23 protein-coding genes and 1 rRNA gene are annotated in these 25151 nt (G+C 62.8%); 10 read left to right on the top strand and 14 right to left on the bottom strand.

The features are described 5' to 3' along the window. Positions 1–177 (bottom strand): 16S ribosomal RNA (locus BSG09_RS08495); the annotation flags it as partial. 890 nt (positions 178–1067) lie between these two features. On the opposite strand from BSG09_RS08495, the gene BSG09_RS08490 reads away from it, so the two are divergent. Continuing rightward, positions 1068–1445: a winged helix-turn-helix domain-containing protein gene (locus BSG09_RS08490; RefSeq protein WP_092932093.1), complete on the top strand. Its 378-nt coding sequence runs from the start codon at positions 1068–1070 to the stop codon at positions 1443–1445. Then, the gene (locus tag BSG09_RS08485; protein WP_092932091.1) at positions 1442–1738 is read left to right on the top strand and encodes a DUF7521 family protein; all 297 of its coding nucleotides are present in this window, start codon (positions 1442–1444) and stop codon (positions 1736–1738) included. The genes BSG09_RS08490 and BSG09_RS08485 overlap by 4 nt, the downstream gene beginning before the upstream one ends. A gap of 15 nt (positions 1739–1753) precedes the next feature. Here BSG09_RS08485 and lpdA read toward each other — a convergent pair whose 3' ends face one another. The 5 genes from lpdA to nrfD all read right to left on the bottom strand — a co-directional run bounded on the left by lpdA (position 1754) and on the right by nrfD (position 9719). Then, positions 1754–3205, bottom strand: a complete 1452-nt coding sequence (gene lpdA / locus BSG09_RS08480) for a dihydrolipoyl dehydrogenase (protein ID WP_092932089.1) — start codon at positions 3203–3205, stop codon at positions 1754–1756. Between the two features lie 119 nt (positions 3206–3324). Further along, positions 3325–5157, bottom strand: a complete 1833-nt coding sequence (locus BSG09_RS08475) for a phage tail protein (RefSeq protein WP_223174693.1) — start codon at positions 5155–5157, stop codon at positions 3325–3327. 464 nt (positions 5158–5621) lie between these two features. Then, complete coding sequence (locus BSG09_RS08465; RefSeq protein ID WP_223174694.1) at positions 5622–6797, bottom strand: lamin tail domain-containing protein; 1176 nt, start codon at positions 6795–6797, stop codon at positions 5622–5624. Positions 6798–6978: 181 nt separating this feature from the next. Next, a complete protein-coding gene (locus BSG09_RS08460) occupies positions 6979–8205 on the bottom strand; it encodes a putative manganese transporter (RefSeq protein WP_092932083.1) in 1227 nt (408 codons plus the stop codon). Positions 8206–8384: 179 nt separating this feature from the next. Next, on the bottom strand, positions 8385–9719 hold the full coding sequence (gene nrfD / locus BSG09_RS08455; RefSeq protein WP_092932081.1) for an NrfD/PsrC family molybdoenzyme membrane anchor subunit: 1335 nt from the start codon (positions 9717–9719) through the stop codon (positions 8385–8387). Between the two features lie 193 nt (positions 9720–9912). Between nrfD and BSG09_RS08450 the strand changes: the two genes are divergently transcribed. Beyond that, on the top strand, positions 9913–10272 hold the full coding sequence (locus tag BSG09_RS08450; protein WP_092932079.1) for a hypothetical protein: 360 nt from the start codon (positions 9913–9915) through the stop codon (positions 10270–10272). A gap of 97 nt (positions 10273–10369) precedes the next feature. Here BSG09_RS08450 and BSG09_RS08445 read toward each other — a convergent pair whose 3' ends face one another. The 5 genes from BSG09_RS08445 to BSG09_RS08420 form a co-directional block, all read right to left on the bottom strand. Continuing rightward, positions 10370–10852, bottom strand: a complete 483-nt coding sequence (locus BSG09_RS08445; protein WP_092932077.1) for a GNAT family N-acetyltransferase — start codon at positions 10850–10852, stop codon at positions 10370–10372. Positions 10853–10954: 102 nt separating this feature from the next. Continuing rightward, positions 10955–11434 carry a GNAT family N-acetyltransferase gene (locus BSG09_RS08440; protein WP_092932075.1) on the bottom strand — a complete coding sequence of 160 codons (480 nt, stop codon included), beginning with the start codon at positions 11432–11434 and terminating at the stop codon, positions 10955–10957. Positions 11435–11512: 78 nt separating this feature from the next. Next, complete coding sequence (locus tag BSG09_RS08435) at positions 11513–11809, bottom strand: SUI1 family translation initiation factor (protein ID WP_092932073.1); 297 nt, start codon at positions 11807–11809, stop codon at positions 11513–11515. Positions 11810–12361: 552 nt separating this feature from the next. Beyond that, on the bottom strand, positions 12362–14104 hold the full coding sequence (locus BSG09_RS08425; protein WP_092932069.1) for an excinuclease ABC subunit C: 1743 nt from the start codon (positions 14102–14104) through the stop codon (positions 12362–12364). Positions 14105–14130: 26 nt separating this feature from the next. Then, on the bottom strand, positions 14131–14829 hold the full coding sequence (locus BSG09_RS08420) for a hypothetical protein (protein WP_175542173.1): 699 nt from the start codon (positions 14827–14829) through the stop codon (positions 14131–14133). A gap of 172 nt (positions 14830–15001) precedes the next feature. Between BSG09_RS08420 and BSG09_RS08415 the strand changes: the two genes are divergently transcribed. The 5 genes from BSG09_RS08415 to BSG09_RS08395 all read left to right on the top strand — a co-directional run bounded on the left by BSG09_RS08415 (position 15002) and on the right by BSG09_RS08395 (position 18584). Further along, positions 15002–15271 carry a hypothetical protein gene (locus BSG09_RS08415; RefSeq protein WP_092932067.1) on the top strand — a complete coding sequence of 90 codons (270 nt, stop codon included), beginning with the start codon at positions 15002–15004 and terminating at the stop codon, positions 15269–15271. 114 nt (positions 15272–15385) lie between these two features. Further along, complete coding sequence (locus BSG09_RS08410; RefSeq protein WP_092932065.1) at positions 15386–16318, top strand: ABC transporter ATP-binding protein; 933 nt, start codon at positions 15386–15388, stop codon at positions 16316–16318. Continuing rightward, a complete protein-coding gene (locus BSG09_RS08405; protein ID WP_092932063.1) occupies positions 16315–17274 on the top strand; it encodes an ABC transporter permease in 960 nt (319 codons plus the stop codon). The genes BSG09_RS08410 and BSG09_RS08405 overlap by 4 nt, the downstream gene beginning before the upstream one ends. A 91-nt stretch (positions 17275–17365) precedes the next feature. Next, positions 17366–18337 (top strand): ArsA family ATPase, encoded by a 972-nt coding sequence (locus BSG09_RS08400; RefSeq protein ID WP_092932116.1) that lies wholly within the window; start codon positions 17366–17368, stop codon positions 18335–18337. Positions 18338–18395: 58 nt separating this feature from the next. Beyond that, a complete protein-coding gene (locus BSG09_RS08395; protein ID WP_092932061.1) occupies positions 18396–18584 on the top strand; it encodes a multidrug transporter in 189 nt (62 codons plus the stop codon). Between the two features lie 41 nt (positions 18585–18625). Here BSG09_RS08395 and ligA read toward each other — a convergent pair whose 3' ends face one another. The 3 genes from ligA to BSG09_RS08380 all read right to left on the bottom strand — a co-directional run bounded on the left by ligA (position 18626) and on the right by BSG09_RS08380 (position 22578). Further along, entirely contained in the window at positions 18626–20710 is a 2085-nt protein-coding gene (gene ligA / locus BSG09_RS08390; RefSeq protein WP_092932059.1) for an NAD-dependent DNA ligase LigA, read from the bottom strand. A 93-nt stretch (positions 20711–20803) separates the two neighbouring features. Next, a complete protein-coding gene (locus BSG09_RS08385; protein WP_092932056.1) occupies positions 20804–21169 on the bottom strand; it encodes a 2Fe-2S iron-sulfur cluster-binding protein in 366 nt (121 codons plus the stop codon). Positions 21170–21177: 8 nt separating this feature from the next. Then, positions 21178–22578, bottom strand: a complete 1401-nt coding sequence (locus BSG09_RS08380) for a selenium-binding protein SBP56-related protein (RefSeq protein WP_092932054.1) — start codon at positions 22576–22578, stop codon at positions 21178–21180. Between the two features lie 145 nt (positions 22579–22723). On the opposite strand from BSG09_RS08380, the gene rio1 reads away from it, so the two are divergent. Both rio1 and BSG09_RS08370 read left to right on the top strand, forming a co-directional pair. After that, on the top strand, positions 22724–23599 hold the full coding sequence (rio1, locus tag BSG09_RS08375; RefSeq protein WP_092932052.1) for a serine/threonine-protein kinase Rio1: 876 nt from the start codon (positions 22724–22726) through the stop codon (positions 23597–23599). A 230-nt stretch (positions 23600–23829) separates the two neighbouring features. Beyond that, the gene (locus BSG09_RS08370) at positions 23830–25050 is read left to right on the top strand and encodes a tryptophan--tRNA ligase (RefSeq protein WP_092932050.1); all 1221 of its coding nucleotides are present in this window, start codon (positions 23830–23832) and stop codon (positions 25048–25050) included. Positions 25051–25151: the final 101 nt, after the last annotated feature.

Genomic DNA, 25151 nt, shown 5'->3' with positions numbered 1-25151 from the left:
CCATTTCCAGGCTGAGAGCCGTATTCCGGATTAGCCTCAGTTTCCCGAGGTTGGCCGGATCCATAGGGTAGTTTGGCCACGTGTTACTGAGCTATCTGCTACGAGTACAAACTCGTGCAACTAGCATGGCTAAATCGGACTCCAATAGCAATGACCTCCGGCAGGATCAACCGGAATGTAATGCTCTTCCCCAGCAAAGCTGGGGGAGTTGGCGGTGAATGTTAAGATACACTCACACATGGGTCCACACGTTCGCTGACGCAGATCGAATAACCGATCGGGCGTCACCGAACTACCAAGGCTAACATCAGATCCCATCTGTACGGCGGACCGCAGGGGTAGGATCCTCATTTCCTTCCGGACGTATTCATAAGCCATCGGGGGTACATAACCCCTTCGGACCCGAACCGTCCGGGACGAGATGACGGACCGGATTGAACGGCCCGTCAATCACGCGTTCTTCGCGTTTACACCCAACCACCCTGAGACATATAAGGGCGTCGGATCGCCCCCACGCCGGAAACCGTAGCCGGCGTGGGTGTGTGCGATCACAACTGAGTGCCCTGCCACATATAAGGCCACTGGATCGTCACGATCGGAAACCGATCGTGACACAGCCAGTAGTCTGAGCTGTGACAGCCGTCGAGTTGAATCAACGACTGTCCCGAGAGTGGGGGTATAATCCAACCTCCGTGCCGGGAAACGGCCGGAGGGGACGTGGCCGCGTGGGCCACGTCGTTCGCATTCATATCGAGTGTCGGGTGTATATATAAGGCCGTCGAACGAGACCGGTACCAGAATCCAGTTGCATGGAACATCTTTCTACGAGGATAGCATGCCAGAGGCTAGTGGCCAGACGGACAACTCAGAGGTCGAGTCAGCACAGCGAAACTGTCACGCGGGCGGAGGTCGGCCGATCATCCCGCCCTCGAAGGCATGGTCTGGCCGGATGATACCCGCGTGTGTCCTACTCGATGTCCCATGCGCAAGAAGGTATCGCGTTGCGGGTCGTCAAATGGGGGACGCATCGATGCCGATAAACCACACGCGTTGTAAGAGAAAGACGAATGGTCCGGGACCCGTTCGCTTCGGAGTCGACACCGTCCGCAGCGGAGATCTGCGCTGCGCTGGACGATCCCGACTGCCGTGAGATTATCCAAAATCTCGAGGAGCCAATGACGGCGTCCGAGCTAACGAAGCGATGTGAGATCCCGCAGTCGACGCTGTACCGAAAGTTGGAGCTGTTGACCGAGGCGACGCTGCTCGAGGAGTCGACGGAGATTCGACAGGATGGGCATCACGCGAGCAAGTATTCGATCGCGTTCGACGAGATTTCATTCGGATTGGACGATGACCTGTCGCTGTCAGTTCAGATCGATCGGCCGGCACAGACGGCGGACGAGCGGCTTGCGGACCTGTGGTCGGAGGTGCGAAAAGAAACATGAATCCGCTTCTTGCCGGACCGGTAGAGATGACACTCGCGCTCGCGCTCGTCAAGACGCTCGTTCTTATCGTCGGCAGCGTAATCACGTATTTTTCGTTCAAGGCGTACCGACGGACCAGACAGCGAGCACTCGGCTGTCTCACGCTCGGGTTCGGCCTCGTAACGCTCGGGTTCGTCCTTGCCGGGATGCTATACGAGTTGCTCGAGGTGCACCTCGTGACGGGGATTCTCCTCGAGAGCCTGCTCGTGTTGGCTGGCTTCCTCGTGATCGCGTATTCGCTGTACGTCCAGTAGAGAAAGATCCACGGGTTATCGGTTCAGCGTGTGGATCGCGTGTCCGAGTGCGTTTTCGGCTGCTTCCATCACAGACTCCGAGAGGGTCGGATGGGCGTGGACCGTCGCAGCGACGTCCTCGAGGGTCGCCCCGAGTTCGATCGCGAGCCCGAGTTCGGCGATCAGTTCCGAGGCTTCGGGGCCAACGATCGATGCACCCAGCACGTAGCCATCCGCGTCGTCGGCGACGATTTTAACGAACCCGTCAGCGTCGCCGGTCGTCAGTGCACGGCCGCTTGCGCGGAACGGGAACTGACCGATGACAGTCTCGAAGCCAGCGTCCTCCGCCTCGGTTTCCGTCATTCCGACGGTTCCAATTTCGGGGTCGGTAAAGACGACGGCGGGCATCGCCTGGTGGTCGATGGCCGTCGGTTCGTCAGCGATCACTTCGGCGGCGACTTTCCCTTCCATACTCCCTTTGTGTGCGAGCATCGGCTCGCCTGCGACATCGCCGACAGCAAAGATGTGATTGACGTTTGTACGTGCGCGCGAGTCAGTGTCGATGAAACCACGATCGTTTGTCTCGACGCCGGCATCTTCGAGAGCAAGCGTATCCGAGACCGGCTCGCGGCCGACGGCTACCAGCACGTGGTCGGTATCGAGCGTGAGCTGGTCGCCGGCAGCCTGTTCGCCACCATCCGTGGCAGCTGGCTCGGCGATCACACGGATTCCGTCCGCATCGCGGTCGCGCCACGCCGTGGCAGTGTAGCCGAATTCGAAATCGATGCCTAGTTCCTTCGCCCGCTTCTTGACTGGCCGTTTGAGGTCGTCGTCGTACCCGGGAAGAATCGAATCGAGCATCTCGAGGACAGTCACGTCGGTTCCCAGTTTGGCGAAGACGCTGGCGAGTTCCATCCCGATGTAGCCGGCCCCAACGATGACTAGCGAGTCGGGGACAGCGTCAATTGCGAGGGCCTGTCTCGAGTCGAGGACGGGCTCATCGTGGAACTCGAAGTTCGGGATTTCGATGGGACGCGAGCCAGTCGCGACGATCGCGTGTTCGAACTCGAGGGTCTCCGAGCCCTGGCCCTCACCGCTGTGGGAGACGCGGACGGTCTGATCGTCGACGAAGCGGGCGGTCCCCTCGAGCAGCGTTACCTGATTTGCCTTACAGAGTTTCTCGACGCCGCTCGTGAGTTGGTCGACGACGCCGTCTTTCCACTCGATCATTCCGGCGAGGTCGATCGCGGGATCGGCGTGGATTCCCATTTCCTCGGCAGTGGCGGCCTCGTGAGCGAGATCAGTGGCGGTAATCAACGCTTTTGAGGGGATACAGCCGTAGTTCAGACAGGTGCCACCGTAGGCGTCTTTCTCGACGAGCGTAACATCGAGATCGAGCTGTCCGGCACGAATCGCGGCCACGTAGCCGGCGGGGCCTGCGCCGATAACCAGTACATCTGTGCCAGTAGTAACGTCTCCAACGACCATTACGCAGTGTAACGGGCCGGAGGATAGTGTATGTGTTCCTCGTCAACATACAGAAATGAGACAGAATCGACCGACCGTTGTCACACCACGGACCGGAGCGGGCAATATTTCGGACCCGCTCAGTCGACAAGGACCGTGTCCTCGCCGAGCGTCGTTGCGCCGAGTGAGAACTCCCGCGTCGTCAATCGGCTATTGAGCCCAAGAAAGGTCGCACCGTCGAGACGAAGTCCGTCGTCGAGTTCGACGACGGCTGCGCCGACGTGGGCCGGTTTCTCCGACGTGACGATTGACTCGACCGTGGCCCGCTCGCCAGCAGTTTCGAACGGCCCACAGAACACGGCGAACGACCGTGGCCCTGTAGGGAGCGGATACTGGCGACGCACCGACTCACGGTCAATACAGTCGAGATCGTCGCCGTCGAGAAAGAACAGCCGGTGATCAGGGAGTGTCTCGGTGCTCGTCCCATCACCGCCGTCAGTCGTCGCCGTCGATGACGCCGGGTCGTCCACATCCGATGACGCGGCATGACGAAGATAGAGTTCGAGCAGCGACCGAAGGCCCGCTTTCGTGCCACGGCGTTTGTACAGTTCCGGTGCTCGAGAGAGCAGTTCTCGACGCGCGGCTTCTGGCCACCCGTCGTCGGGATCGAGTGCGAGCCATTGCTCGAGCCACGAAAGGGCATCGCTCGGCACGGCGTGAGGGTCGAAATAGCGGCTGATCTGTTCGATCTCCGTCTCGATATCGGCGAAAATCGATTCGAACACGGAGAGGTACTGGGTCAAAAACGCAGCCGAGCGATCGTTCTCCTGATACAGTTCCGGGAGATAGCGGAGATACGACTGACGCGGACAGAACGCCGTAACTGAATCGACGCGCGGCGATGACTGGGGGCTTCCCTCGAGTTCGAGCACGACGAACAGGTACCGACCGACGGCGTTGCGTAATAGGATATCGTCTGGAGCGACCGAATCGGCAGTCGTCCAGTCAGCGTCGGCGTGTGCTGCCAGCGTCTCGGTCGCCGCGTCTTGCCACGCCTGCACGTCCGACCGGGAGTAATCCGAGAGCGTCGACGCGAGCTGGGCAGGATCACTGCTGGCGAGGTCCCAGACGGACGTGATCTGCAGTTCGTACAGGGCGTCGATGGCATCGGTCGGAACGATCTCGAGGTCATCTAGCCCGCTATCGAAGGGGACTGGACGGTTCGTTGCGACGTAGCGAACTCGAACCTGCGTACTCGCGGTCGTCTGGGCACGTTCAAGCGCAAGGCGGTGCCACTCGGTATCGTCCGTACCGGAGTCGTATCGAGTGAACGCAGTGCCGAGGGCGCGGTCCTGTCGTGGATGGCGTGCATGCTGGCGTCGTTCGCGGAGCAGCCGACCGTGCCCGTTCGGACCGGTAGCTGCGTAGATCAGCCGGCCGTTGGATGAGAGCGAGCGTGCGACGAGTGTGCGACACGGACGCTCGAGCCGGTAGCGCTCGTGAAACGATTTCGACTCGGGATCCCGTTCGAACAGTGCTTGACAGCCGTTCTCAAGGCGACCGACGACGAAGAGCGTGTCATCGACCAGCGACAGCGCGGTCGGCACGAACGGACCGGCAGCTGCGACGAACGCGTCGTTCGTGAGCGGAAACCGTTCGTCGTGGTGATCGTCTGCGCCGCCGAAGGATCGAATGACCGGCTCGCTGTCGGTGCGATCGAGTACGTATCCCCGGCCGTCGGCGTCGACGGTGAAATCGGCCGGGTTGACGAGAGCCGTGCTATGCGTGCAACGGCTGATATCGGGTCCGGTATCCAGCCCGACGGTTTGGATCCGGCCGACGCCATCGAGAAGGGAGAGGGTTTCGTTCGCATGGGCGATCCGGATCGGGTCTGTTACGTCCGTCTCGATTGTCCTGATCGGCCGCTGGAGCCGGGCTGAAAGGACGGTGACGGAGCCGTCGGTACCGTCCACGACGAAGATCCGATCGCCGTCGAACCACTCGGCCCGAGAGCGGACGGATTGTGGATCCCGCTAGACTGGTCGGTATAGTTCGAGCGGCTAGATGGGACGACAGACGAACCCGAACGCGTGTGGGCAGCCGTCTGCCCGGAAATCGGAGACGGCGACACGACCGACACCCCCGACTCGTCTCCCAGCCCGTCGTCAGGACGAGCCACGCGGGGCAACCGAACCAACAGCTCGACTGGGCTCCGTTTCCGAGCGATGCGGACACCGAGTCCGCCGGCCAGCCGGCCGGGCGTCAGCGTCGCGATAGCCGTGACGCTGGACTCGAGTCGAGCGGCCGGTCGGCGATTGCCCGACTCGAGCCCCATCGACGAGTCGTTCGTCGTCGGCTGCTGGCGAAGGACGCTGATCTCTCGCAGTGTCGACTCGCACTCGAAATCATCACATAGCATGGTACAATCCGAGTGTGGCTACTCCTGTGGCGTTGGGTCGGCACCTAGTCCGACTGGCTGTCGGGTCGTATCGTGGGTGGAATCACGATCACGCACCTCAGTCCCGCCCTGGAGTACGAACTGCTCGCCGTCTCGAGTGTAGAGCATCGGGTATTCGCTCCCCTGCGTAAGGGTATACCCAAGTGGAAGCGCCATCGTGGCTTCGTTCGGTTCGAGCGAAAACGACGCCGGAACCGCGAACGAACAGCTTGCACCGGGCTTGAGCGTGACGCCGCCATCGAACTGATAGCAGTCACGGTTCGTGTCACGAAGCTTTGCTTGCGCCAGGTCGATGGGATCGGTTCCGGTGTTTTTGATCGTTACCTCGCGGCCGTCCCGCAGTTCCGGATTCGAGACCGCGACGAACTCGAGGTCGGTCCGATCGGTAATCGTAGACGCGTAGCGATTGTAGACGAGCACCGTCGCAAGCAGCCACACGCACACAGCGAGGAACGCAGTCTGAAGCGGTGTGAGGGTTACAGTGAACCACGAGAACAGCGCACGAACGCCGACGCTCCCGAGGATGGCACCGGCAAGCCCCACGATTCCAGCGAGCGTGCGTGTCTGGAGGTGCTTGGCCTGCGCGTATCCGACTGTGATGAGCATCGACTCGAGCGCGGATGAGGAATCGTCCGGGTCGGGGTTGCGGCGCTGGCGGAGCGTACAGACGGTCGCGACAAGCCATGCGATCAGCGACCACACAGGGACGAACACAAGCGGTACCGCTCCAGCGAGGGTGGCGAAGCCGAGACCGATTGCAACGAGCGCCGCACAGACTGTGCCAGCGATGATCGCCTGCGCCCAATTCGACAGTTGTCTCCACTGATCGAGGAGCATCTCCTCGTACCGTCGATAGAGCAGGTACCCACCGATCGTGACGATCGCGAGAACGACGATGCTGCTCCAGAGGACGAGCCGCGGTGATGAAATCCATGCGTCCGCGGAAATTCCCGACGGGAACTCGTATCCGACGACGACACCTGCCACGGCAACCACAACGAGGAGAGTCAGCGCAAAAACCAACGCTGCGATCGGCGATCGAGTAACCGCGGGAAGCCGCTTTTGAACGGCCGTTTTTACCTGTGAGAGCCGACGCATCGTCTCACCGATCCACCCCGATTGTGGCGCTATCGAACGGGCCGTTCTGTCTTCCACCAATCGACCGCAGAAGGAATTTGTTGTCCCTCACGAGTATAGTATACATTGGTTACCATATAATATCTAATTCATACTACTAAAATATAATGCTCTACCGTATCGAATACGCGAACTACGTGACCGATGTGATTGCACCACCGACAGAACCGAACAGGCTGCAATAGCGATCAGAACGGTCTCACAGCACGCCGAATCCGAATTCCGCCATGCCGAAGACGGGGCCCCACAACAGGTCGAGCGCGACACCGACGACGACAGCAGGCAAGAAGTTATAGATCGTGGCAACGACGGCAGCCCTGGCGTCGACGGCCAGCAGCGGAAAGAGGGCGTCCCCGTCTTGAGCGATCGCGTTGGCAGTCAGCGCGGAAAAAGGCAATCCACCCTCGGCGTAGACGCTGGCCAGCAAAATCTGGGGCCCACAGCCGGGGATCAGCCCGACGGCCGCGCCGCCGATCGGAGCCAGTACGCCCGCCGCCGCAGCGAGGGTTGCGACGTTCACGCCCGTTAGGAGTACAGCATACTCGTAGACGAGAAAGGCCACGAACACCCAGACGGTGACGAAGCTAGTCTCCATCGCCGCATGCGTGAGCGCGTCGTAAGCCGAGCGAAAGGAGTCGCGAGCCCGCGCAACCGACCCTTCACCGACGTAGTGGCGGCCGATCAGATAGAGGTACAGCGACAGCACTGCGCCGGCAATGCCGACGACCGTGAACAGGCCATCGAAGCCGACCCCCACTGTGAGCGCGACCTCGGGGCCGCCACGAAGCAAGTAGAGTATCCCGAGGCCGAGGCCGGCGATAGCGGTCCCCCACCACGTGACGTGTGCGAGGTGGGAAAGAGGAGTGAGGACTCGAGAGCGACGGTCCGGCCCCGCCTCGTGAGCGTGAGTGGGGGCTGGCCCGCAGTAGTCGTGAGCCGGGTTCGGCGTGACGCTGCCGTTGACGGCAGTACCGCCGTCAGGCCGTGCGGCAGGCGAGAGGCGCGCGACGGCGGCGTCGACCCGCGAAACGCCGAGGCCGACGGAGTCAACCAGATACCCCGTCGCAACGGAGGCCGCGAAGGCAACGGCGTAGGCGTACAGTGCGGCCTCGGGCGCGAGCGCGAGGATGACGAACGCAGAGTCACCGGCGGTCGCACCGAGCGTCGCGACGACGGTTCCGAAGCTGACCGTCCCGCGGACGTACAGCGGCATGACGACGATTGCACCGCCACAGCCCGGTGTCAATCCGAGCAGGCCGCCGAACAGCACCTGAAGTCGCTCGTTGTCCTCGATGGTGGCGATGAGCGCACCGTCCGTGCGATACTGGACCAGTCCGAACGCGAGCACCGTCATCGCGACGAACGCACTCACTTGGACGTAGCCGTCGCGAAGCGACGCGAAGAGCACGTCCAGCAGCTCGTTCATGCCGTCTCACCTGCTATTTGAGGGCGAGGAGACCAAAGATTAGACATCTCTAAAAAGAGGTTTAGCACCATTGGGTAAATAGTTGCTGATGGTCCGTCTTGATGGCGACTCGAGAGCGCCATCCGTCCGCGTTGGACCCTTTGACCGGTCGAAGCGCGAGAAAACTAGATTTTGCGACGCTATTCGTGGTCGTTGATCGACTCGTGGCCGTCACGCAGGTGCTCGATCGCGTGGAGTTCGACCACGGGGACGATCTTGGCGATCGTGAGGAAGAACAGACAGACCATGCCGATCGTCCCGAGGATCGACAGGATCTCGATCAATCCAGGGACATAGACGCCAGGGACGGCCTCGTAGATGTCGAAGGTGGGATGTAAGAATCCCTCGACGACGAACAGGACTTTCTCGAGGATCGTCGCGGTGAGGACGGCGAGGCCGGCGATAATGGCCCGTCGCCTGGTGAACAGTGCCGGTCGGATCGTCTGGGCGAAAATATACGACAGCGTCACGAAGACCAGCGACATCGACGTGAGGTAGATAGGATTGGTGGCTCTGGCGAGGGCTGCGATGGTCAGGTCGACAGGGGCCTTGAACAGACCAGTGATGTTCTGCTGGAGTTGCAGCCACAGGAACAGCAGACAAAAGAACCCGAGCCAGAGCAACAGTCCGCGGAAGATATCGTCAGTGATGATGTGATCCCAGTCGTACGCGCGTCGGAACGCGAACGAGAGGATGATCACGCCGCTGATGGCAGACGTAAGCGCAATCGTGAGGAACTGCGGGCCCTGCACGCCGCCGAACCAGGTCGGATAGTTCGGCAACACCGCGAACAGCCACGGGATGACGCCACCGTGGAGTAACAGCGGTGCCATGATGATGATCGCGAGCGCAAGCCACCAGACCATTCGCTCGACGATCCGATCTTCCGTTTCGGTGTAGCCGATCGTCATAAACCGATAAATCGGATCGAGTCGATCGGGCAACTGATCGCGCAGCCTGGTGACGTCGTATCGGAGCGTAAGCCCGAGGTAGGTCGCCGTCAGGACGAAGTACGCCGTGATAACGGTCACGTCCCACACCAGCGGCGAGTTGTGGACTGTGATGTGGTAGTGGCCGATGACGCTGGTGACCATCCGGTCGGGGCGACCGAGGTGGACAATGATGTAAAAGCCCGCCGCAGAGAGTCCGCTGAGGGTTAGCAACTCGGCGAGCCGGGCGACCGGCATGTACCGGTCCATGCCCAACAGGCGGACGGCGGCCGAGAGGATGATCCCGCCGTGGGCGATCCCGACCCACCAGATGAACGCGCCGATGTAGATCCCCCATGTGGCACCGCCGCCGCTCCCCCAGTCACCGAGGGCAGTGACGACCAGTCCCTCCTGAAGCTGGTAGGCCCATCCCACGAGAAAGGCGGCAAACGCCAGCCCCGCGATGGCGACCATGATGAAGTACGTTCTCGATGTCGATCCGACCGGTCGCAGGATGTCGGCCTCGCTCGGCGTTTTCGTCCCCATCGTGCTACCGTTAGACACACCGTCCTTCCACTTGCGTCCGTACGGTGCATTTGCAAGGGGTCGACTGATCGGCCTGTTTAGCGTCACCATCGTTGACTCTCTCTCCCCGATTTCGTTCACCGCGAGACCAGTTCGTCGAATCGTAACAGCAGCAGTTCACGTTCCAGTCCGCAGACAATGAATAGTGGTCACAATGGCCGATGACAATCCGTCCGACTCGAGCGAGAGCGACAGAGCGTCCCCACGGCGGCGCACGTTACTCGGCACAATCGGTGCGCTGACAGGTGCGACGGCACTGGCAGAGCCGAGTGCAGCACAGGGCGGTGGAGCCATCCGGACCCGTGGCTGCAACGACACGGCACTGACGGCAGCCGACTGGTCGACCGGTACAGTAACGGTACAGGCGTGTTCAGGCGGCGGTGGTCGCGTGACGGTGCGCGTCACCGGTCGGGTTGGCGAGAACAGATACGTCACGAATCCGGCCAGCCTCCCCTCGAGCCGGAGTCTCTTCGTCCCAGCGGGCAGCAAGCGGACACTGTGGTTTACGGGGTAACTCCTCGAGTTGTCCTGTTCGAACGACGACCGCACCATCGGGATCGCCAACCGATCAGAGGATGGCGATCCGATGCCGTCGGTTCGTTTTCGGTGACTTATAGCTCGAGCGTGTAGACCACCTCGCGTCGCTTTTCGCCGCCGATTTCGACGTCGTCCTCGTCAGTCGGCTCGAAGCCGTGGGTCTCGTAGAACTCCCGGCCGCCCTCGTTCGAGGCGAGATCGATCGCGCGCATGCGTGCCATATTGAAGTCCTGTAAGTCCTCGCGCAGTCGCTCGTACAGCGCGGTGCCGATGCCCTCGTTTTGGTGGGCAGGATGGACGGACATGCGCAGGACATCACCTTCCGCTTCGCTGACAACGCCGTGAGTAAAGCCGACGATCTCCCCATCCCGTTCTGCGACGAGGAAGGCCGTCCCCGGTTTCGTCAACGCCGTCTCGAGTGCTTCGTCGCTATACCACTCCTCGATCGTCTCGTCGATGGTCTCGGCATCGAGTTCGTCGTAGGTATCGTGCCAGGTCTCGCGGGCGACAGCTCTGATCCGATCGCGGTCGTCGTGGCTCGCTGGTCGTATCTCCATACTGCGTGGTACGGGAGCGAACAGCAAAGTGGTTGCACCATCTCAGTTAGGTATCGGCCAGCAGTCGAAACCAGTGATCGAAGATGTCTGTGGCCGCGTTGCTTATGCGAAGTCGAACGTGTAGACCGCTTCAGGGTAGTACTCGCCGTCGATTTCGACTTCGCCTTCGTCGGTCTGTTCGAAGCCAAGCCCCTCGTAGAACGCGCGACTGGCGTCGTTGAACGCGAAGTCAAACGACCGAAGCCGGTCGACATCGTACGAGTCGATCTCCTCGAGGAGGTGTTCGTGCAGGGCCGACCCGATCCCCTCGCCTTGGTGGTCCGGGTGGACATACAGCCGCAGGATATCGGCAGTGTCGCCCTGGGCAACGGCGTGGGTAAAGCCAACGAGGTCGCCGTTTTCTTCCGCGACGAGGACGATCGTGCCGGGTGCCTCGAGCGGCATCGAGTCGTCAGTGTACCAGTCGGCGACGGTCCGGTCGATTACGTCGGGCTCGAGTTCGTCATAGGTCGCGTGCCAGGTTTCACGGGCGACTTCCGTAATCGCTTCAAAATCATCGGATGTCGCGGATCGAATGTCCATACCTCATCATTGAATGGTGGGTATACATAACTCCTTGCCAGAAACACGAGACGAAACCAAATCGGTCGTAGTGTGCGCTCACTCGCGGATCTCGAATCCCCGCTCACGCAGGAGGTCGGGCACGCGGTCGCGGTGGTCACCTTGCAGTTCGATTCGATCCTCGTCGACCGTTCCACCGGTCCCCAGCGCACTCTTGAGGGCTGATGCGGTCGACTTGAGTTCCGATTGCGGGAGGTCGAACCCCTCGATGATCGTCACCGGCTTGTCGTAGCGTCGTTTCTCGATCCGCAGCGATAGCACCTGTTCGGCTGTCTCGAGGTCACCCTGCGTATCCAGTTCCTCGAGCAGTTCCTCGAGGTCGTCTTCGTCCGCCATACAGTCACATGGCTGTGCGCGGCCATAGTCCTGTCCTTGCTGTCGCAACGGGTTAGCTATCAATCGTCTATGACGCGAGCGAGGGCTGTGGCAGGTGTCACAATCGGACTGGTCGCCGCCCGTCGGAGCCACTGACTGTTCCGGTCGCATGACGGCCCCGTCCCCAGTACGAGATTCAGTACAGTCGTTCCGAGAGCGTCCCCTCGGACCGACTGTCGAAAGAACGTGAGTCTCACTCCAACCCTCGATAATGTTAATGGTTGTACACACCACTATCCTAGACAAGGGGGATCAAAAGATGGGTGTGTTGAGAACACTACGCGGGAAACCCGACGACACGGGGCTGTACGAATGCCGAAACTGCGGGACAAAACTCGCGCCTGACCGCGACCGGTGCTCGAACTGCAACTCACGGGAGATCGCTCACTACGAGTTCTGAGCGGTCCACCCCGCAAACGACGGCCGACAGCCCTCAGCCACAGCCATGAGCGGCTGCGATAGGCGACCGCGCGATTCACGGACTCCACCACAGTAAGACGTGTTCAGGCTCCCTCAGAGTCGGGACTTGATCGTCGCGGCGGTCTTCTCGCCGATCCCCTCGACGCTCTGAAGGTCTGCAAGGCTCGCCTCGCGGACGTTCTCGACGCTGCCGAATCGCCCGAGCAACCGCTTCCGGGTCTCGGGACCGACCCCCTCGACGTCGTCTAATACCGTCTTTACCTCGTCGCGAACCGTCTGGTGGTACTGTACCGCAAAGCGGTGGGCCTCGTCGCGCACACGCTGCAGAAGATGCAGATGCGGCGCGTCACGTGGCCACGCGAACTCCCGCTCCGGCGTCACGACGCGCTCCTCGGCTTTCGCCAGCGCGACCGCCGGGACGTCCCAGCCCACCGCGGCGAGTGCGTCGCGGGCGGCCTCGAGTTGCCCCTCCCCGCCGTCGATCAGCAACAGATCGGGGTCGGGCCGGTCATCGCGATCCTCGACGGACCGCCTAGCGCGCCACTCGAGTAAGGCGCGCATGTTGTCGTAGTCGTCGTTTTGATCGGTGAGTTTCTTCCGTCGGTACTCGCGTTTCTCGGCACTGCCGTCGACGAGGGTGACGTTGCTACCGACCGCCGCCGTCCCCTGTGCGTGGCTCACGTCGAACCCTTCGATCCGTCGGGCGGCGTCGAGGTCGAGGGCGTCCGCGAGCATGCCACACTCGTCACGGCGGCCGACGTTGCGCCGAGCGTTTTTCAGCGCGAGATCGACGAGTTTGGCCTCCCGGCCGGCACCCGGGACGCGAACCGCGACACCTTCGGCCTCGAGCCAGGCTGTGACCTCCGCGTCGCCGTGGCGTTCGGGCAACAGAAGGGCGTCTGGCAGTTCGCGTTCGGCGTAATACTGCACGATAAAGGCTGCCAGAACGGCTGGAACGCTATCGCCGTCCTCCGGCGAACCGGGGGCCTCGAGCGTGTGCCGATCCCGGTCGACCAGCTTGCCGTCCTCGGCGCGCAGGCGGGCGACGGTGGCGTCGTCACCCTCGATGGCGACCCCGAGGACGTCGACGGCTCGCTCGTCGCCGACCGACTGAACCGCCTCGCCGCCCTCGCCGTGGAAGGTCTCGACGGTCTCGAGTCGATCCCGCAGGTTCGCCGCGCGCTCGAAGTGCTGGTCTTCTGCAGCCGCTTCCATCTCTCGGCGCAGCGGATCGGCGAGAATTCCGGTTTCGCCCTCGAGGAACCGTTCGACGGCGGTGACGTCCTCGCGGTAGCTTGCAAGATCGATCTCGCGGGTACAGGGGGCGGTACACAGCCCCATCTCGTAGTCCAGACACGGCCGGTCGCGACCCGCATACTTGTGGTCCGAACAGCCCCGGATCCCGTAGGTCTCGCGCAGCGCCTTCACGACGGTCTCGACCTGTCGTTTGCTGGTGTAGGGACCGAAGACGGTTGCAGATTCGTCGGGATCGCGCGTGATCTCGATCCGCGGCGCGTCGTGGTCGGTCACCTGGACCATCGGATACGACTTGTCGTCTTTCAGCCGGACGTTATAGCGGGGCTGGTGACGCTTGATCAGGTTCGCCTCGAGCAACAGCGCCTGCGTCTCGGTGTCGGTGACGGCGATCTCGATGTCGTCGGCCCGCTCGACCATCCGCCCGATCCGCGCGCTGCGTGGGTCAGCATAGGACCGGACCCGATCGCGCAGATCGACCGCTTTCCCGACGTAGAGCGTCGTTTCTCCATCCCGAAACTGGTAGACGCCTGGCTCTCGCGGCAGCGATCCGGCACGCTCGCGAACCCCATCGGCGTTCATCGGCGGTCCTACGGAGCGGGACGGTTTCAGCCTGACTCCTCGTGATCGATCTCGGTCCAGTTCCGGCTGCTGGTACGTCGGCCGTCTTCGGCCTCGAGCGCTGGCGTCGATTCCGGTGCTGGCCGAATCGCAGCCTCGAGATCGACGACCAGCTCGTCCTCGAGATCGACGCCGCTAACGGGAACCACGAGGTCGTCGTCACCGCTGACGCGCACGACGAGCAGCCGCGTGCGCGAGCGAATGTAGTACGTGATGAGGCCGATCGCGGCGACGAGTGCGGCGACACCGGCCAAGAGGACGCTCCACTGCAGCAGTAACAGCCCGGTTTCGATGGCCGCAAGCACCGTCTCGACGAAGCCGACGAGCAGATTGGAGCCGGGCAGGGGCGCGATCCCTTCGAGGTCGACGGACGGAACGGCCGACGAGACGGTGATGCTAGTCGCCATCTCGAGCGTGGCGACGCCGGCAAACGCGGCGATGATCCCGGCACAGAGAACGGCCAGTCGCTGCGACGTCTCGAGGGTAACGGTCCCGACGTTCGGTCGATCGACGTGGCGAAAGGCTGGGCCGGCAGTGGTGGGAACGAACGCCAGCACGCGCTGGGTCGTGACGACGACCGTCGCGCACTCGAGGTCGAGGCGGTGTTCGACGCGTTCGCCGTCGTAACACAGCTCGTCGACGCGTTCGCGCCACTCGTCGATCCGTTCGGTCCGGCGTCCGGCCATCGGTGGTCGTCACCTGTCCACCATCGACCACCAAGTACGTCGGGGCTCGTTCACGCGCATATGGACGTCATTCGCGCGTGTACGCTCGCCGTTCGCATCCGTAGGCCGTCCCTTCGGGACGGACGGCGCGAACGCGGTACATTCTCGGTGCTCGACTGCAAACTCGTCGGCTATGAGCGACTCGACGGTGCAGTGCTGGCTGGTCGAACGGGAACTGGGCGACCGCGATTTCGTCACGCTGGTCTATGCGACGCCGGACGGCTCGCGCTATCAGCAGCGCCAGCGGTCCTCGACGGCGTTGCGAACCGGGACGCAAGTCACCGCAGCGGTCGAGATTCCCGAAGACGAACTCGAGGCGGTGCCCGACGAGGAAACCCGCGACCGCTACGCCACGGAGGTCGACCGAACCGCCGAGCGGTACGATCCCGACGATCCGATCTGACCTGCGGCGTCAGCTCGGACCCCCGAATCCGATCGTTGACGAACTGAAACAGATGAATTCAGCCGCGCTTCGAGTGGCACAAATCTTATCGGGCACGGCTCCGACCACACAGCCATGCCCGCTATCACAGTCGACGAGCTGACCAAGCGGTTCGGTCAGACCGTCGCACTCGAAGCGCTCTCCTTCCAGGTCGAGGACGGCGAGGTGTTCGGCTTTCTCGGGCCCAACGGGGCCGGGAAGTCGACGACGATCAACGTTCTCCTCGATTTCGTCCGCCCGACGTCGGGTTCGGCCAGCGTCCTCGGCATGGACGCCCAGCGACAGAGCCGAGAGATCCGACAGCGAACCGGCGTGCTCCCCGAGGGCGTCGAGTTGTACGACCGGCTCACCGCCCGCCAGCACCTCGAGTTCGTCATCGACTCGAAAGACGCCACCGACGACCCCGAGGCGCTGCTCGAGCGCGTCGGGCTGACCGATGCGATCGACCGGAAAGCCGGGGGCTACTCGAAAGGGATGGCCCAGCGGCTCATGCTCGCGATGGCACTGGTCGGCGAACCCGACCTGCTGATCTTAGACGAGCCCTCCACCGGACTCGACCCAAACGGAGCCCGCGAGATGCGCGAAATCGTCCGCGAAGAAAACGAGCGGGGCGCGACCGTCTTCTTCTCGAGTCACATCATGGAGCAGGTCGAGACGGTCTGTGACCGCGTTGGCATTCTGCGCGACGGCCAGATGGTCGCCGTCGACTCCGTCGAGGGACTGCGCGACTCCGTCGACGGCGGGACGACGCTACGGGTCACCGTCGATCGGATCGACGATGACGCCCTGCAGGCGGTCCGTTCGCTGCCCGACGTCACCGACGCCACCGTTGAGTCCCACGCACCGCCGACGGTCGTCGTCACCGTCGATGGCTCGAAGACGGCTGTCCTCTCGGCGCTCGAGGATCGCGGCATCGAGATCCAGGACTTCGAGACGACCGAAGCCTCGCTCGACGATGTCTTCCAGTCGTATACGACCGATACGGAAACGGAGGTGCACGCGCAATGAGTACCGAAACCGGAGCTGGGACGGATGCGACGGACGCGGGCAACTCGCCTGCGAGTTCGATCGACACAGAGAGTGTCCGCGCGGTCGCGAAGAAAGACTTCCAGGATGCGGTTCGCTCGTGGCTGTTCTGGGGACTGAGCGCGTTTTTCTTCACGCTGATGGCCGCTCTTGCCGGGTTCCTCTCGTGGGCGAATCCGGACAACTTTACGACGATCAGCTTCATCGCCCTCGTCAGTCAGGTGTGTAAGCTGATTATCCCACTGATCGCGCTGCTCCTCGGCTGGAAGGCCATCGCCGGCGAGCGCGAAGCGGGGAGCATCAAGATCCTACTGTCGCTGCCTCACTCTCGGAAAGACGTTTTACTGGGTAAGCTGCTCGGTCGGACGGCCGTGCTCTCGCTATCGTTGCTTATCGGCTTCCTCATCGCGATGGTCGCCGTCGTGTTCGCGGTCTCGGAGTTTTCCTTCCCCGCGTACATCGCCTTCCTCGCGATGACGATCGTCTACGGGCTCGCGTACATGAGTATCGCCGTCTCGCTGTCGTCGCTGACCCGATCGACGACGATGGCCGGCGCGGCGATGTTTGGCATCTTCGTCCTGTTCTATATCGTCTGGAACTCGATCCGGACGGCACTCGGCCTCCTGATGCAACGTGGCTACATCGAGGGCGTCACCTACACGACGACGGGCTTGACCGGCCAACAGATCGAGACGACCAGACTCCCCGACTGGGCGCTGTTTATCGACATGATCGACCCGGGGAACGCCTATCAGAACACGATCACGCTGTTTAGCGCCCTCTCCAGTGACCGGATCGGGACACGGTTCCCGACGGCTGCCTTCCCCGATGGGCTGCCGTTCTTCCTGCAGGACTGGTTCTCCCTGCTGATCTTGCTGTTCTGGATCGCCGTCCCGCTCGCCGTCGCGCTCTACCGGTTCGACCGCGTCGACATCTGAGCGCACCGGCCGGCATCGGCCGGCTCCCATCGAGACGTGCGATTCTAGGTTCGGGACACCGTTTATATCAGCGACCGTGGTAACCGTGGCCGTGACCGACTGCATCTACTACGGCGGAAAAGGCGGCGTCGGCAAAACGACCTGTGCTGCGGCCACCGGACTCTCGCTTGCTGCCGCCGGGCAGCGGACGCTCGTTGTCTCAACCGATCCAGCCCACTCACTGTCCGACTCGTTCGAGGCCGATATTGACTCGGAACCGACCGCACTCGAGCTACCAGGCCCGCTCGAGGGAGAGCCACACGCCGAAGGCGAGCTGTGGGGCGTCGAGATCGATCCGGCAACACAACAGGAGCGCTACGAAAAACTGGCGCGTGCGCTGGCGGCCGATCTGCGCAGTGCCGGTATCAGCCTCTCGGATGCGGAGATCGAACGGCTGTTTTCCGGCGGCATGCCGGCCGGCAGCGACGAGATCGCAGCACTCGACTTGCTGGTCGAATACGTCGACGCCGGCGAGTGGGACGTAATCGTCTTCGACACCGCGCCAACGGGCCACACACTGCGGCTGTTCGATATGCCCGGTATCATGGGCAACGCACTCGAGACGGCCCAATCGCTACGCGGGCAGGCCCGCCGGATCGGCTCGGCCGCCCGCACGGCGATGTTCGGGCCGCTGTCGATGCTCGGCAACCAGGACGACGACGAGAGCCTTGCGTCGTTTCAGGCCCGTCTCGAGCGCGCCCGCGAGTTGCTCGCCGATCCTGACCGAACCGAGTTTCGGGTCGTCCTGATCCCCGAGCAGATGGCTATCGCGGAGACCGAACGGCTCGTCGCGCGACTTCGCGAGGTCGACGTGCCCGTCGAGCGCCTGATCGTCAACCGGGTGCTCGAGGACCCACACGAGGGCTGTCCGCGCTGTCAGTCCCGACAGGCCCGCCACGAGGAGCGCCTCGCCGAGATCCACGAGACGTTTCCCGACCTCGAAATCGTGACGCTGCCGGATCTCGAGGGCGAGGTACACGGGCGGGAGTCGCTGTCGATTATCGCCGAGCGAATGCCGACCTGAATGGACATCTGACAGGGTCGGCCCAGCGCTTATTGTGTTGGTTCGATAACATTCAGGCATGGCACTCTCGATCGGTCGGACCTCGTCGCCGGCCATCACGGCGATCGGCATCGTCGTTGCGCTCGTCGCCATCATCGGGACCCGGTATCTCGGCTGGGAGTGGAGTTCAGGGCAGCTTGTGCCGATGCTCATCGGCGTTGCCGCCGCCGTGATCGCGGTCGTCGTGGTGCTCACTCACCGCGGGTGAGGTCCCCGTTGGTCTGGCTCGAGGCCTGCGTTCTCGAGTGACTACTCAAGGTCGATCCCCCGCTCTGCGAGCAGCGCCCAAAACTCGTCTTCGTCGAGAATCGGCGCGTCGTTGTCCCGTGCGTCCTCCTGTTTCGTCGCGCCCGGATTCTCGCCGGCGATGAGGTAATCCGTGTTGCCTGAGACGCCGCTCGTCGCGTTCGCGCCGTGGGCTTCGACGAGGTCTTGGGCCTCGCCTCTGGTCATTCCCTCGAGCGAGCCAGTGAAGACGAACGTGAGACCGTCGAGTTCGTCGCCGCCAGCACCGGTGTCGGCTTCCTGTGGCGAGACATGCTCGAGGATATCGTCGACCACGACAGCGTTGGCCTCGCTCGTAAAGAAGTCGTGAATCGTCTCGGCGACGGTGTCGCCGACATCGCTGACGCCCTCGAGCCGGTCAGGCTCGTCTTCCGCGGCTGTGCGAAACGCCCCGAAGGTGCCAAACTCGCGGGCGAGTTCGCGGGCCGTCGTTGGGCCGACGTGGGGGATGCCAAGCGCCGAGATGAACTCGGCAAGCTGGGGCTCGCGGCTGGCCTCGATTTCCGACAGGAGGTTCGCGGCACTCGTCTCACCCCACCCCTCGAGATCGGTCAGGTCGTCGCGCTCGAGGTCATAGAGGTCGGCAACGGAGTCGAGCAGCCCGGTGTCGACGAGTTGGCGGACGCTTTTCTCGCCGAGGCCCTCGAGATCGAGACCGTCGTCACCGGCATAATATTCGATCGATCGGCGGAGCTGGGCGTCACAGCCTAAGCCACCGGTACAGAACGCGATGGGGCCGTCGCGCTCGACAGGGCTGTCACAGACAGGGCAGGTGTCTGGCAGTTCGTAGTGGCCCTCGCTGCCTTTCTCGACGACCTCCTCGACGTAGGGGATCACGTCGCCAGCACGCTGGACGCGGACCGTGTCGCCGACGTTGACGTTTTTCTCTGCGATCTCGGCAGGGTTGTGCAAACTCGCCCGCGAGACGGTGACGCCACCGACGTCGACCGGCTCGAGCAGAGCCACGGGCGTCAGCCGGCCGGTTCGACCGACCTGAACGGCAACGTCTGCGATCGTGGTCACTTCGGTGCGGGCGGGGAACTTGTAGGCGTACGCCCACCGGTCGTGGCGGGCCGTCCGGCCGAGTTCCTCGCGGGCCTCGCGGTCGTCGACTTTGATCACGACGCCGTCGATCTCGTAGTCTAACTCGTCGCGGGCCGCGAGCATGCGGTCGCGATAGTCGATCGCGCCCTCGATATTCTCGACAATCTTCACGCGGTCGTTTACCCCCAGGCCATAGTCGGGGAAGGACTCGAGTTCGGCCTGATGGCTGTCCGCAAGGTCGCTGGCCTCGAGCACGTCGAAAAAGAAGACCGACAACGGGCGTTCGGCGACGACCGACGGATCGAGTTGGCGGATCGTGCCAGCGGTAGCGTTGCGGGGATTCGCGAAGGGGTCCTCGCCACGCTCGATGCGCTCGCGGTTGTACGCCTGAAAGGCGTCTTTGGGCATGTAGACCTCGCCCCGCACAGCGAGGAAGTCGGGATAGTCGCCGTGGAGTCGCTGCGGGACGGAGCCGATGGTACGCGCATTGGCTGTCACGTCGTCGCCTTCGCGCCCGTCACCGCGGGTGACCGCGCGCTCGAGTCGGCCGTCCTCGTAGACGAACTCCATGGAGACGCCGTCGAACTTGGGTTCGCAGACGTACGCGACGGTCCCGACCTCACGTTGGACACGGTCGTCGAACGCTCGAACGTCCTCGGCCTCACCACTCGCGTCGATCGACAGCATCGGCGCGACGTGTTCGACCGTCTCGAACGCCTCGAGTGGTTCGCCACCGACGCTGCGGGTGGGGCTGTCGGGATGGGCGAGGTCGAATTCGTCCTCGAGTTCCTGCAGGCGAGCGAAAAGCGCGTCGTAGGTCCGATCGGCGATCAGCGGCTCACTTTCGACGTAGTAGCGGCGGTCGTGTTCGCGGATCGCCTCGCGAAGCAGTTCGACTTGCTGCTCGGCCTCAGTCTCCGACAGTTCTTCGATGGGCGCGAAATCGGTCGGCGGATCCCGGAGATAGGGATTGTCCGCGTCCGCGTTCTCGTCGGCGGCTGGCATTGCTCGAGGGTAGCGGCTCGCCCCCGTTAACGGTACTGACAGCGACGCGATCGAGCTATTTCGATCCGGCTTGGGTCGGGTCGACGAGCAACCTCATTTCCACGGGTTTTCGACCAGTTCCGTATGGACGCTGGGGCCGACAGCGAGCCGGCAGTCGGCTCGCGGCTCGGCGACACACAACAGGACGTAGCCGTCTGCCCGGTGTCGATCCTTCAGCGCTCGCTGGCACCGGCGATACGCGAACGCGTCGTCGACGTCGAGGACCTGCTCGTCGTTCGACTCGTGTCCGGCGGCCTCGAGCAGCCGACCGGTACAGGTCCCGCAGGCACCGGTTCGACAGCCGTAGGGCAGTCCGATCCCGTCGCGTCCGGCCGCTTCGAGGACCGTCTCGTCCTCGCGAACCGTCACCGTCTTCGTCCGGCCGGTGGGCCACTCGAGGCGGACCTCATGGCTCGCCATTGGCGCAGTCACTGCCAGACGTCGCTCGTGCAGTCGCCGTCGGGCCAGCGGATCTCGTGGGCGCGGGCCGGACCCGCCGGACACTCTCCCCAGTCGACGAGGAAGTCTTCATCTAACTCGAGGGTGCCCGTTCGGGGATCGACATCGGCTTTCAACATCACCGAGCCACGCTCTGCCTCCTCGGGGTAGAACTGGTCGTCCCACGACGAGAACAGCGAGGTGGTCCAGTAGAGCCGTTCGCCATCCAGCGAGAGCTGGAGCATCTGCGGGCCAGCGACGATTTCCCGCCCCTGAACTTCGCGAATGTCGCCGAAGGTGCCGCCGACCGAAAGCGAGTCGGCCCGTCGCGGGTTCGACGGGTCCGAAATATCGTACATCCAGACCTCACCGTGGAGCCAGTTCGAGCCGAACAGGTAGCGATCGTCCATCGAGATCAGGATGTCGGTCGTCAGCCCGGGAACGGGCATGTCCCAGTCTGGATGCTCGCGGGCCTCGAAGTCGATCGCCTTCTCAGCGCGGTACTCGCCGGCCTCTTCGTCACGCCAGAAGTGGAACATGTTCGACGAGAGTGCAGTCCCGACGAAGCCGTGCGTCGATTCGGGCGTGTGGAGGAATCGTACCTCGAGTGGAATCTGGCCTTCCTCGCCGAGGTCGATCGTCTGTTCGACGGTGCCTTCCTCCCAGTCCCAGAAATGAATCTGCTGGCCGTACTTCCCCTCCTCGACGTCCTCTAAATCGAAGCCCGGGTAGTAGGTCTTCGGTGCGGCCCACTCGGTCGAGACCATCACGTTCTGGCGTGGCTGATACCAGTAGTCGTAGTTCATTTCGATCTCGCCTGGCGGCTCCCACCGGCCCTCGATCTCGAAGTCTTCGTTTAGCTCGAGGAAGCCGCCGGGAAGGTCGCCGTCGGCGTCGCCGAGCATGCTAATCAGGATCTGTCCGTCCGGAACGCAATGGACTGTGTGCGGTGCCGAGAGGTCGTACTCGAAGACCTCCTCGGGTTCGATCACCTTGACCAGTTCGGGATTGCGCCGGTCGGCCGCGTCGATCACGTGAAGCCGCGAGGACCGCTGACCCGGGACGATCAGGTGTTGGCGCTCGAGACCTTCCATGTGGCACGACGACGAACAGGCGTTCCACCCGAAGTGGTGGAGTTCGTCACCGCGATTAGGCATCTCGATGCGGTCGATGATTTCGCAGTACGTGTCCGATTCGGGATCGAGGTCGACGACCGCAACGAAGTCCGGCGCGTCGACGTCCGTGCCGACGTAGAGACTCATCACGTAGGCCAGTTTCTCCCGTCCGCCCTCCTCGATGGCAGCCTGTGGCGTTGTGTAGCCCGGACCCTCGTGGTGCTGGGCGTGGTCGTGCTCTGACTCTGCGCCACTACCTGTGCTAGCATCACTCATGGTACTCCGTGACTACGAACAGGTAGATAAGTCTGTTCGAGAGTTACAGCAGCCGAACGAAGCCTCCAAGTTACTGTCACCCTCGAGGACACGTCGCCAAACGAGACCCAGTACTTTACCCTTCAGAGCCACTACGACCGACTAGATGGGACAGGGAACGGAGTTCGGACTGGTCGACGTAGATGAAGCCGAGACCCCAGGCGACGAGTGGGAAGAGATCGATGTCTCGGATACGGAAGCAGATCGGATCGCCCGCAAGCGCGATCGCGAGTTCAACCAGTTCCAGGAGCGAATCAAGGACGCCGACCAGTTCAAAGTCGAACAGTCGGTGTTCGACGACGCGACGTTCGCGGCGCTGTATAAGCTCGTCCAGGACGGCTACGTCGAGGCTTTCGGCGGCCCGCTCTCGACAGGCAAGGAGGCAAACGTCTACCACGCGCTGGGCGATGACCGCGAGGTCGCGGTCAAGATCTACCGGATCAACGCCTCGAACTTCCGGCAGATGCGCGACTACCTCGAGGGCGACCCGCGTTTCGAGGGGCTGGGCGGCCAGAAGAAAGACGTCGTCCTCGCGTGGACAAAAAAGGAACTGGCGAACTTACAGCGGGCGAAAGCGGCCGGCGTCCGCGTGCCGGAGCCGATCGCCACCGAGCGCAACGTGTTGGTCATGGAGTACATCGGCACCGAGGACGGCCGCGCGAAACGCCTCGGCGAGGTCCACATCGAGAACCCACAAACCGCCTACGAGGTCATGCGCGAGTACATGCGCCGGCTCTACTCGGCCGGGCTGATCCACGGCGACTTGAGCGAATACAACGTCGTCTTCGACGAGGCTGAGGGCCAACTCGTGCTCATCGACCTCGGGCAGGCCGTCACCGTCCACCACCCCAACAGCCGTGACTTCTTAGAGCGTGACTGTCGGAACGTCGCCTCGTTTTTCTCCCGGCAGGGACTCGACGTGACCGCCGACGAGTTGCTCGCGTTCGTCACGAGTCCGGAGCCGGACCCGTCTCGAGACTGAGACGGACGCCTGTCAGTTAGGTCCGAAATCCTCTTTATTGTCGGTCCGAAATGTAGTCATACTGATGTCCGCTCTCGGCTGGCAGTGGCGATGGCACGCGCCCTCGAGAGCGGACAGTGTCGTCGCGGCGGGCGACGCGGCCTAACCCGGCGGCTGCGGCGGCGATCGCTCCCTCCGCTCGTTTTTGCTGGAACCGACTGCCAGCTGTTGCCGTCGCCGACCCAATGCGAATGTCACCCACTGATCACACCGAAACCGATATCGACGCGACTGAGACACGTACCGCCACTGCCACTGACGACTTCACCGTTACCCCGTATGCCGTCGACGGCGAGATCGACTACGAGAAGCTCATCGACCGGTTCGGGGCCGATCGGCTCACCGACGACCAGCTCGCTCGCTTTCCCGAGCACCCGCTGCTCCGTCGTCGAACGTTCTATGCGGGCCGAGACATCGATGAGTACCTCGAGGCTGCCGAAGCCGATGCGCCGCACGCGATCGTCACCGGACGAGGGCCGTCGGGACCGATGCATCTCGGTCACGTTCTCCCGCTGTATCTCGCCAAGCGGCTTCAGCAGGAGACGGGAGCAACGGTCTACATCCCGCTTTCCGACGACGAAAAGTTCCTCGCGAAAGCACAGTCCTTCGCGGAAATCGGACAGCATACCCGCGAGAATCTCCGCGATGTTCTCGCCGTTGGCTTCGATTCCGACAAGACGAGACTCATCATCGATACCGTCGATGCAGACGTGATCTACCCCCTCGCTGTGCGACTCGCAACGCATCTCACGCCGGCCACCGTCGAGGCCGTCTACGGCGAGCAAGACACCGTCGGTCTCCAGTTCTATCCCGCCGTCCAGGCGACACACCTCCTGCTTCCGCAACTCGTCGGCGGTCGGCAGCCGACGCTCGTCCCCATCGCCGTCGATCAAGATCCGCACGTTCGCGTCTGTCGCGACATTGCTGCGAAGGAGGCACTCCCCGTGGAGAAACCCGGTGCCCTCCTCGGCCGATTCCTTCCGAGTCTCGAGGGACCGGGAAAGATGAGTTCGTCCGCCGATGCCCCCTCGATCGATCTCACTGCTGCCCCGGAAACGGTCGCCGAGACGATTCGAACACATGCCTACACCGGCGGCCGAGCAACCCTCGAGGAACATCGCGAGAAGGGTGGTGATCCGTCCGTCGACGTTCTCTTTCAGTATCTCCGCTTTTTCTTCGAACCCGACGATGCCGAACTCGAGCGCATTGCGGCCGACTATCGGTCTGGCGACCTGCTCAGTGGTGAACTAAAAGAAATCGCGATCGATCGAATCACCACGTTTCTCGCGGCACACCAGCGCCGGCGCGCTGCACTGGGTGAGCTGGCGACTGAAATCCAGCCGTATCGACTCACCGACGCGGAACGACAGCAAGCACTCGAGCGAGCCGGCGTCCCATCGGCACTCGAGTAGCGTCGGCATCGGAGACCGAACGAGACAGGTGCATGGGAGAGACAGACAGTATCCAATACTCGCGGACCAAGGTCTTAACCTCACCCAGCCAGTAACAGACT

Source organism: Natrinema hispanicum, assembly GCF_900111485.1.
Classification (GTDB): domain Archaea; phylum Halobacteriota; class Halobacteria; order Halobacteriales; family Natrialbaceae; genus Natrinema; species Natrinema hispanicum_A.
The sequence above is the reverse complement of the archived record's forward strand: the minus strand, read 5'-3'. Positions and strand labels throughout refer to the sequence as shown.

What these genes read in the sequence shown, in the direction of transcription:
- BSG09_RS08450 (WP_092932079.1), top strand. Translation starts at nt 9,913, where the DNA reads ATGGCCGATGACAATCCGTCCGACTCGAGCGAGAGCGACAGAGCGTCC.
- BSG09_RS08380 (WP_092932054.1), bottom strand. Translation starts at nt 22,578, where the DNA reads ATGAGTGATGCTAGCACAGGTAGTGGCGCAGAGTCAGAGCACGACCAC.
- BSG09_RS08440 (WP_092932075.1), bottom strand. Translation starts at nt 11,434, where the DNA reads ATGGACATTCGATCCGCGACATCCGATGATTTTGAAGCGATTACGGAA.
- BSG09_RS08405 (WP_092932063.1), top strand. Translation starts at nt 16,315, where the DNA reads ATGAGTACCGAAACCGGAGCTGGGACGGATGCGACGGACGCGGGCAAC.
- BSG09_RS08385 (WP_092932056.1), bottom strand. Translation starts at nt 21,169, where the DNA reads ATGGCGAGCCATGAGGTCCGCCTCGAGTGGCCCACCGGCCGGACGAAG.
- BSG09_RS08370 (WP_092932050.1), top strand. Translation starts at nt 23,830, where the DNA reads ATGTCACCCACTGATCACACCGAAACCGATATCGACGCGACTGAGACA.
- BSG09_RS08420 (WP_175542173.1), bottom strand. Translation starts at nt 14,829, where the DNA reads ATGGCCGGACGCCGGACCGAACGGATCGACGAGTGGCGCGAACGCGTC.
- BSG09_RS08485 (WP_092932091.1), top strand. Translation starts at nt 1,442, where the DNA reads ATGAATCCGCTTCTTGCCGGACCGGTAGAGATGACACTCGCGCTCGCG.
- BSG09_RS08435 (WP_092932073.1), bottom strand. Translation starts at nt 11,809, where the DNA reads ATGGCGGACGAAGACGACCTCGAGGAACTGCTCGAGGAACTGGATACG.
- BSG09_RS08415 (WP_092932067.1), top strand. Translation starts at nt 15,002, where the DNA reads ATGAGCGACTCGACGGTGCAGTGCTGGCTGGTCGAACGGGAACTGGGC.
- nrfD (WP_092932081.1), bottom strand. Translation starts at nt 9,719, where the DNA reads ATGGGGACGAAAACGCCGAGCGAGGCCGACATCCTGCGACCGGTCGGA.
- ligA (WP_092932059.1), bottom strand. Translation starts at nt 20,710, where the DNA reads ATGCCAGCCGCCGACGAGAACGCGGACGCGGACAATCCCTATCTCCGG.
- BSG09_RS08490 (WP_092932093.1), top strand. Translation starts at nt 1,068, where the DNA reads ATGGTCCGGGACCCGTTCGCTTCGGAGTCGACACCGTCCGCAGCGGAG.
- BSG09_RS08425 (WP_092932069.1), bottom strand. Translation starts at nt 14,104, where the DNA reads ATGAACGCCGATGGGGTTCGCGAGCGTGCCGGATCGCTGCCGCGAGAG.
- BSG09_RS08460 (WP_092932083.1), bottom strand. Translation starts at nt 8,205, where the DNA reads ATGAACGAGCTGCTGGACGTGCTCTTCGCGTCGCTTCGCGACGGCTAC.
- rio1 (WP_092932052.1), top strand. Translation starts at nt 22,724, where the DNA reads ATGGGACAGGGAACGGAGTTCGGACTGGTCGACGTAGATGAAGCCGAG.
- BSG09_RS08445 (WP_092932077.1), bottom strand. Translation starts at nt 10,852, where the DNA reads ATGGAGATACGACCAGCGAGCCACGACGACCGCGATCGGATCAGAGCT.
- BSG09_RS08410 (WP_092932065.1), top strand. Translation starts at nt 15,386, where the DNA reads ATGCCCGCTATCACAGTCGACGAGCTGACCAAGCGGTTCGGTCAGACC.
- BSG09_RS08395 (WP_092932061.1), top strand. Translation starts at nt 18,396, where the DNA reads ATGGCACTCTCGATCGGTCGGACCTCGTCGCCGGCCATCACGGCGATC.
- lpdA (WP_092932089.1), bottom strand. Translation starts at nt 3,205, where the DNA reads ATGGTCGTTGGAGACGTTACTACTGGCACAGATGTACTGGTTATCGGC.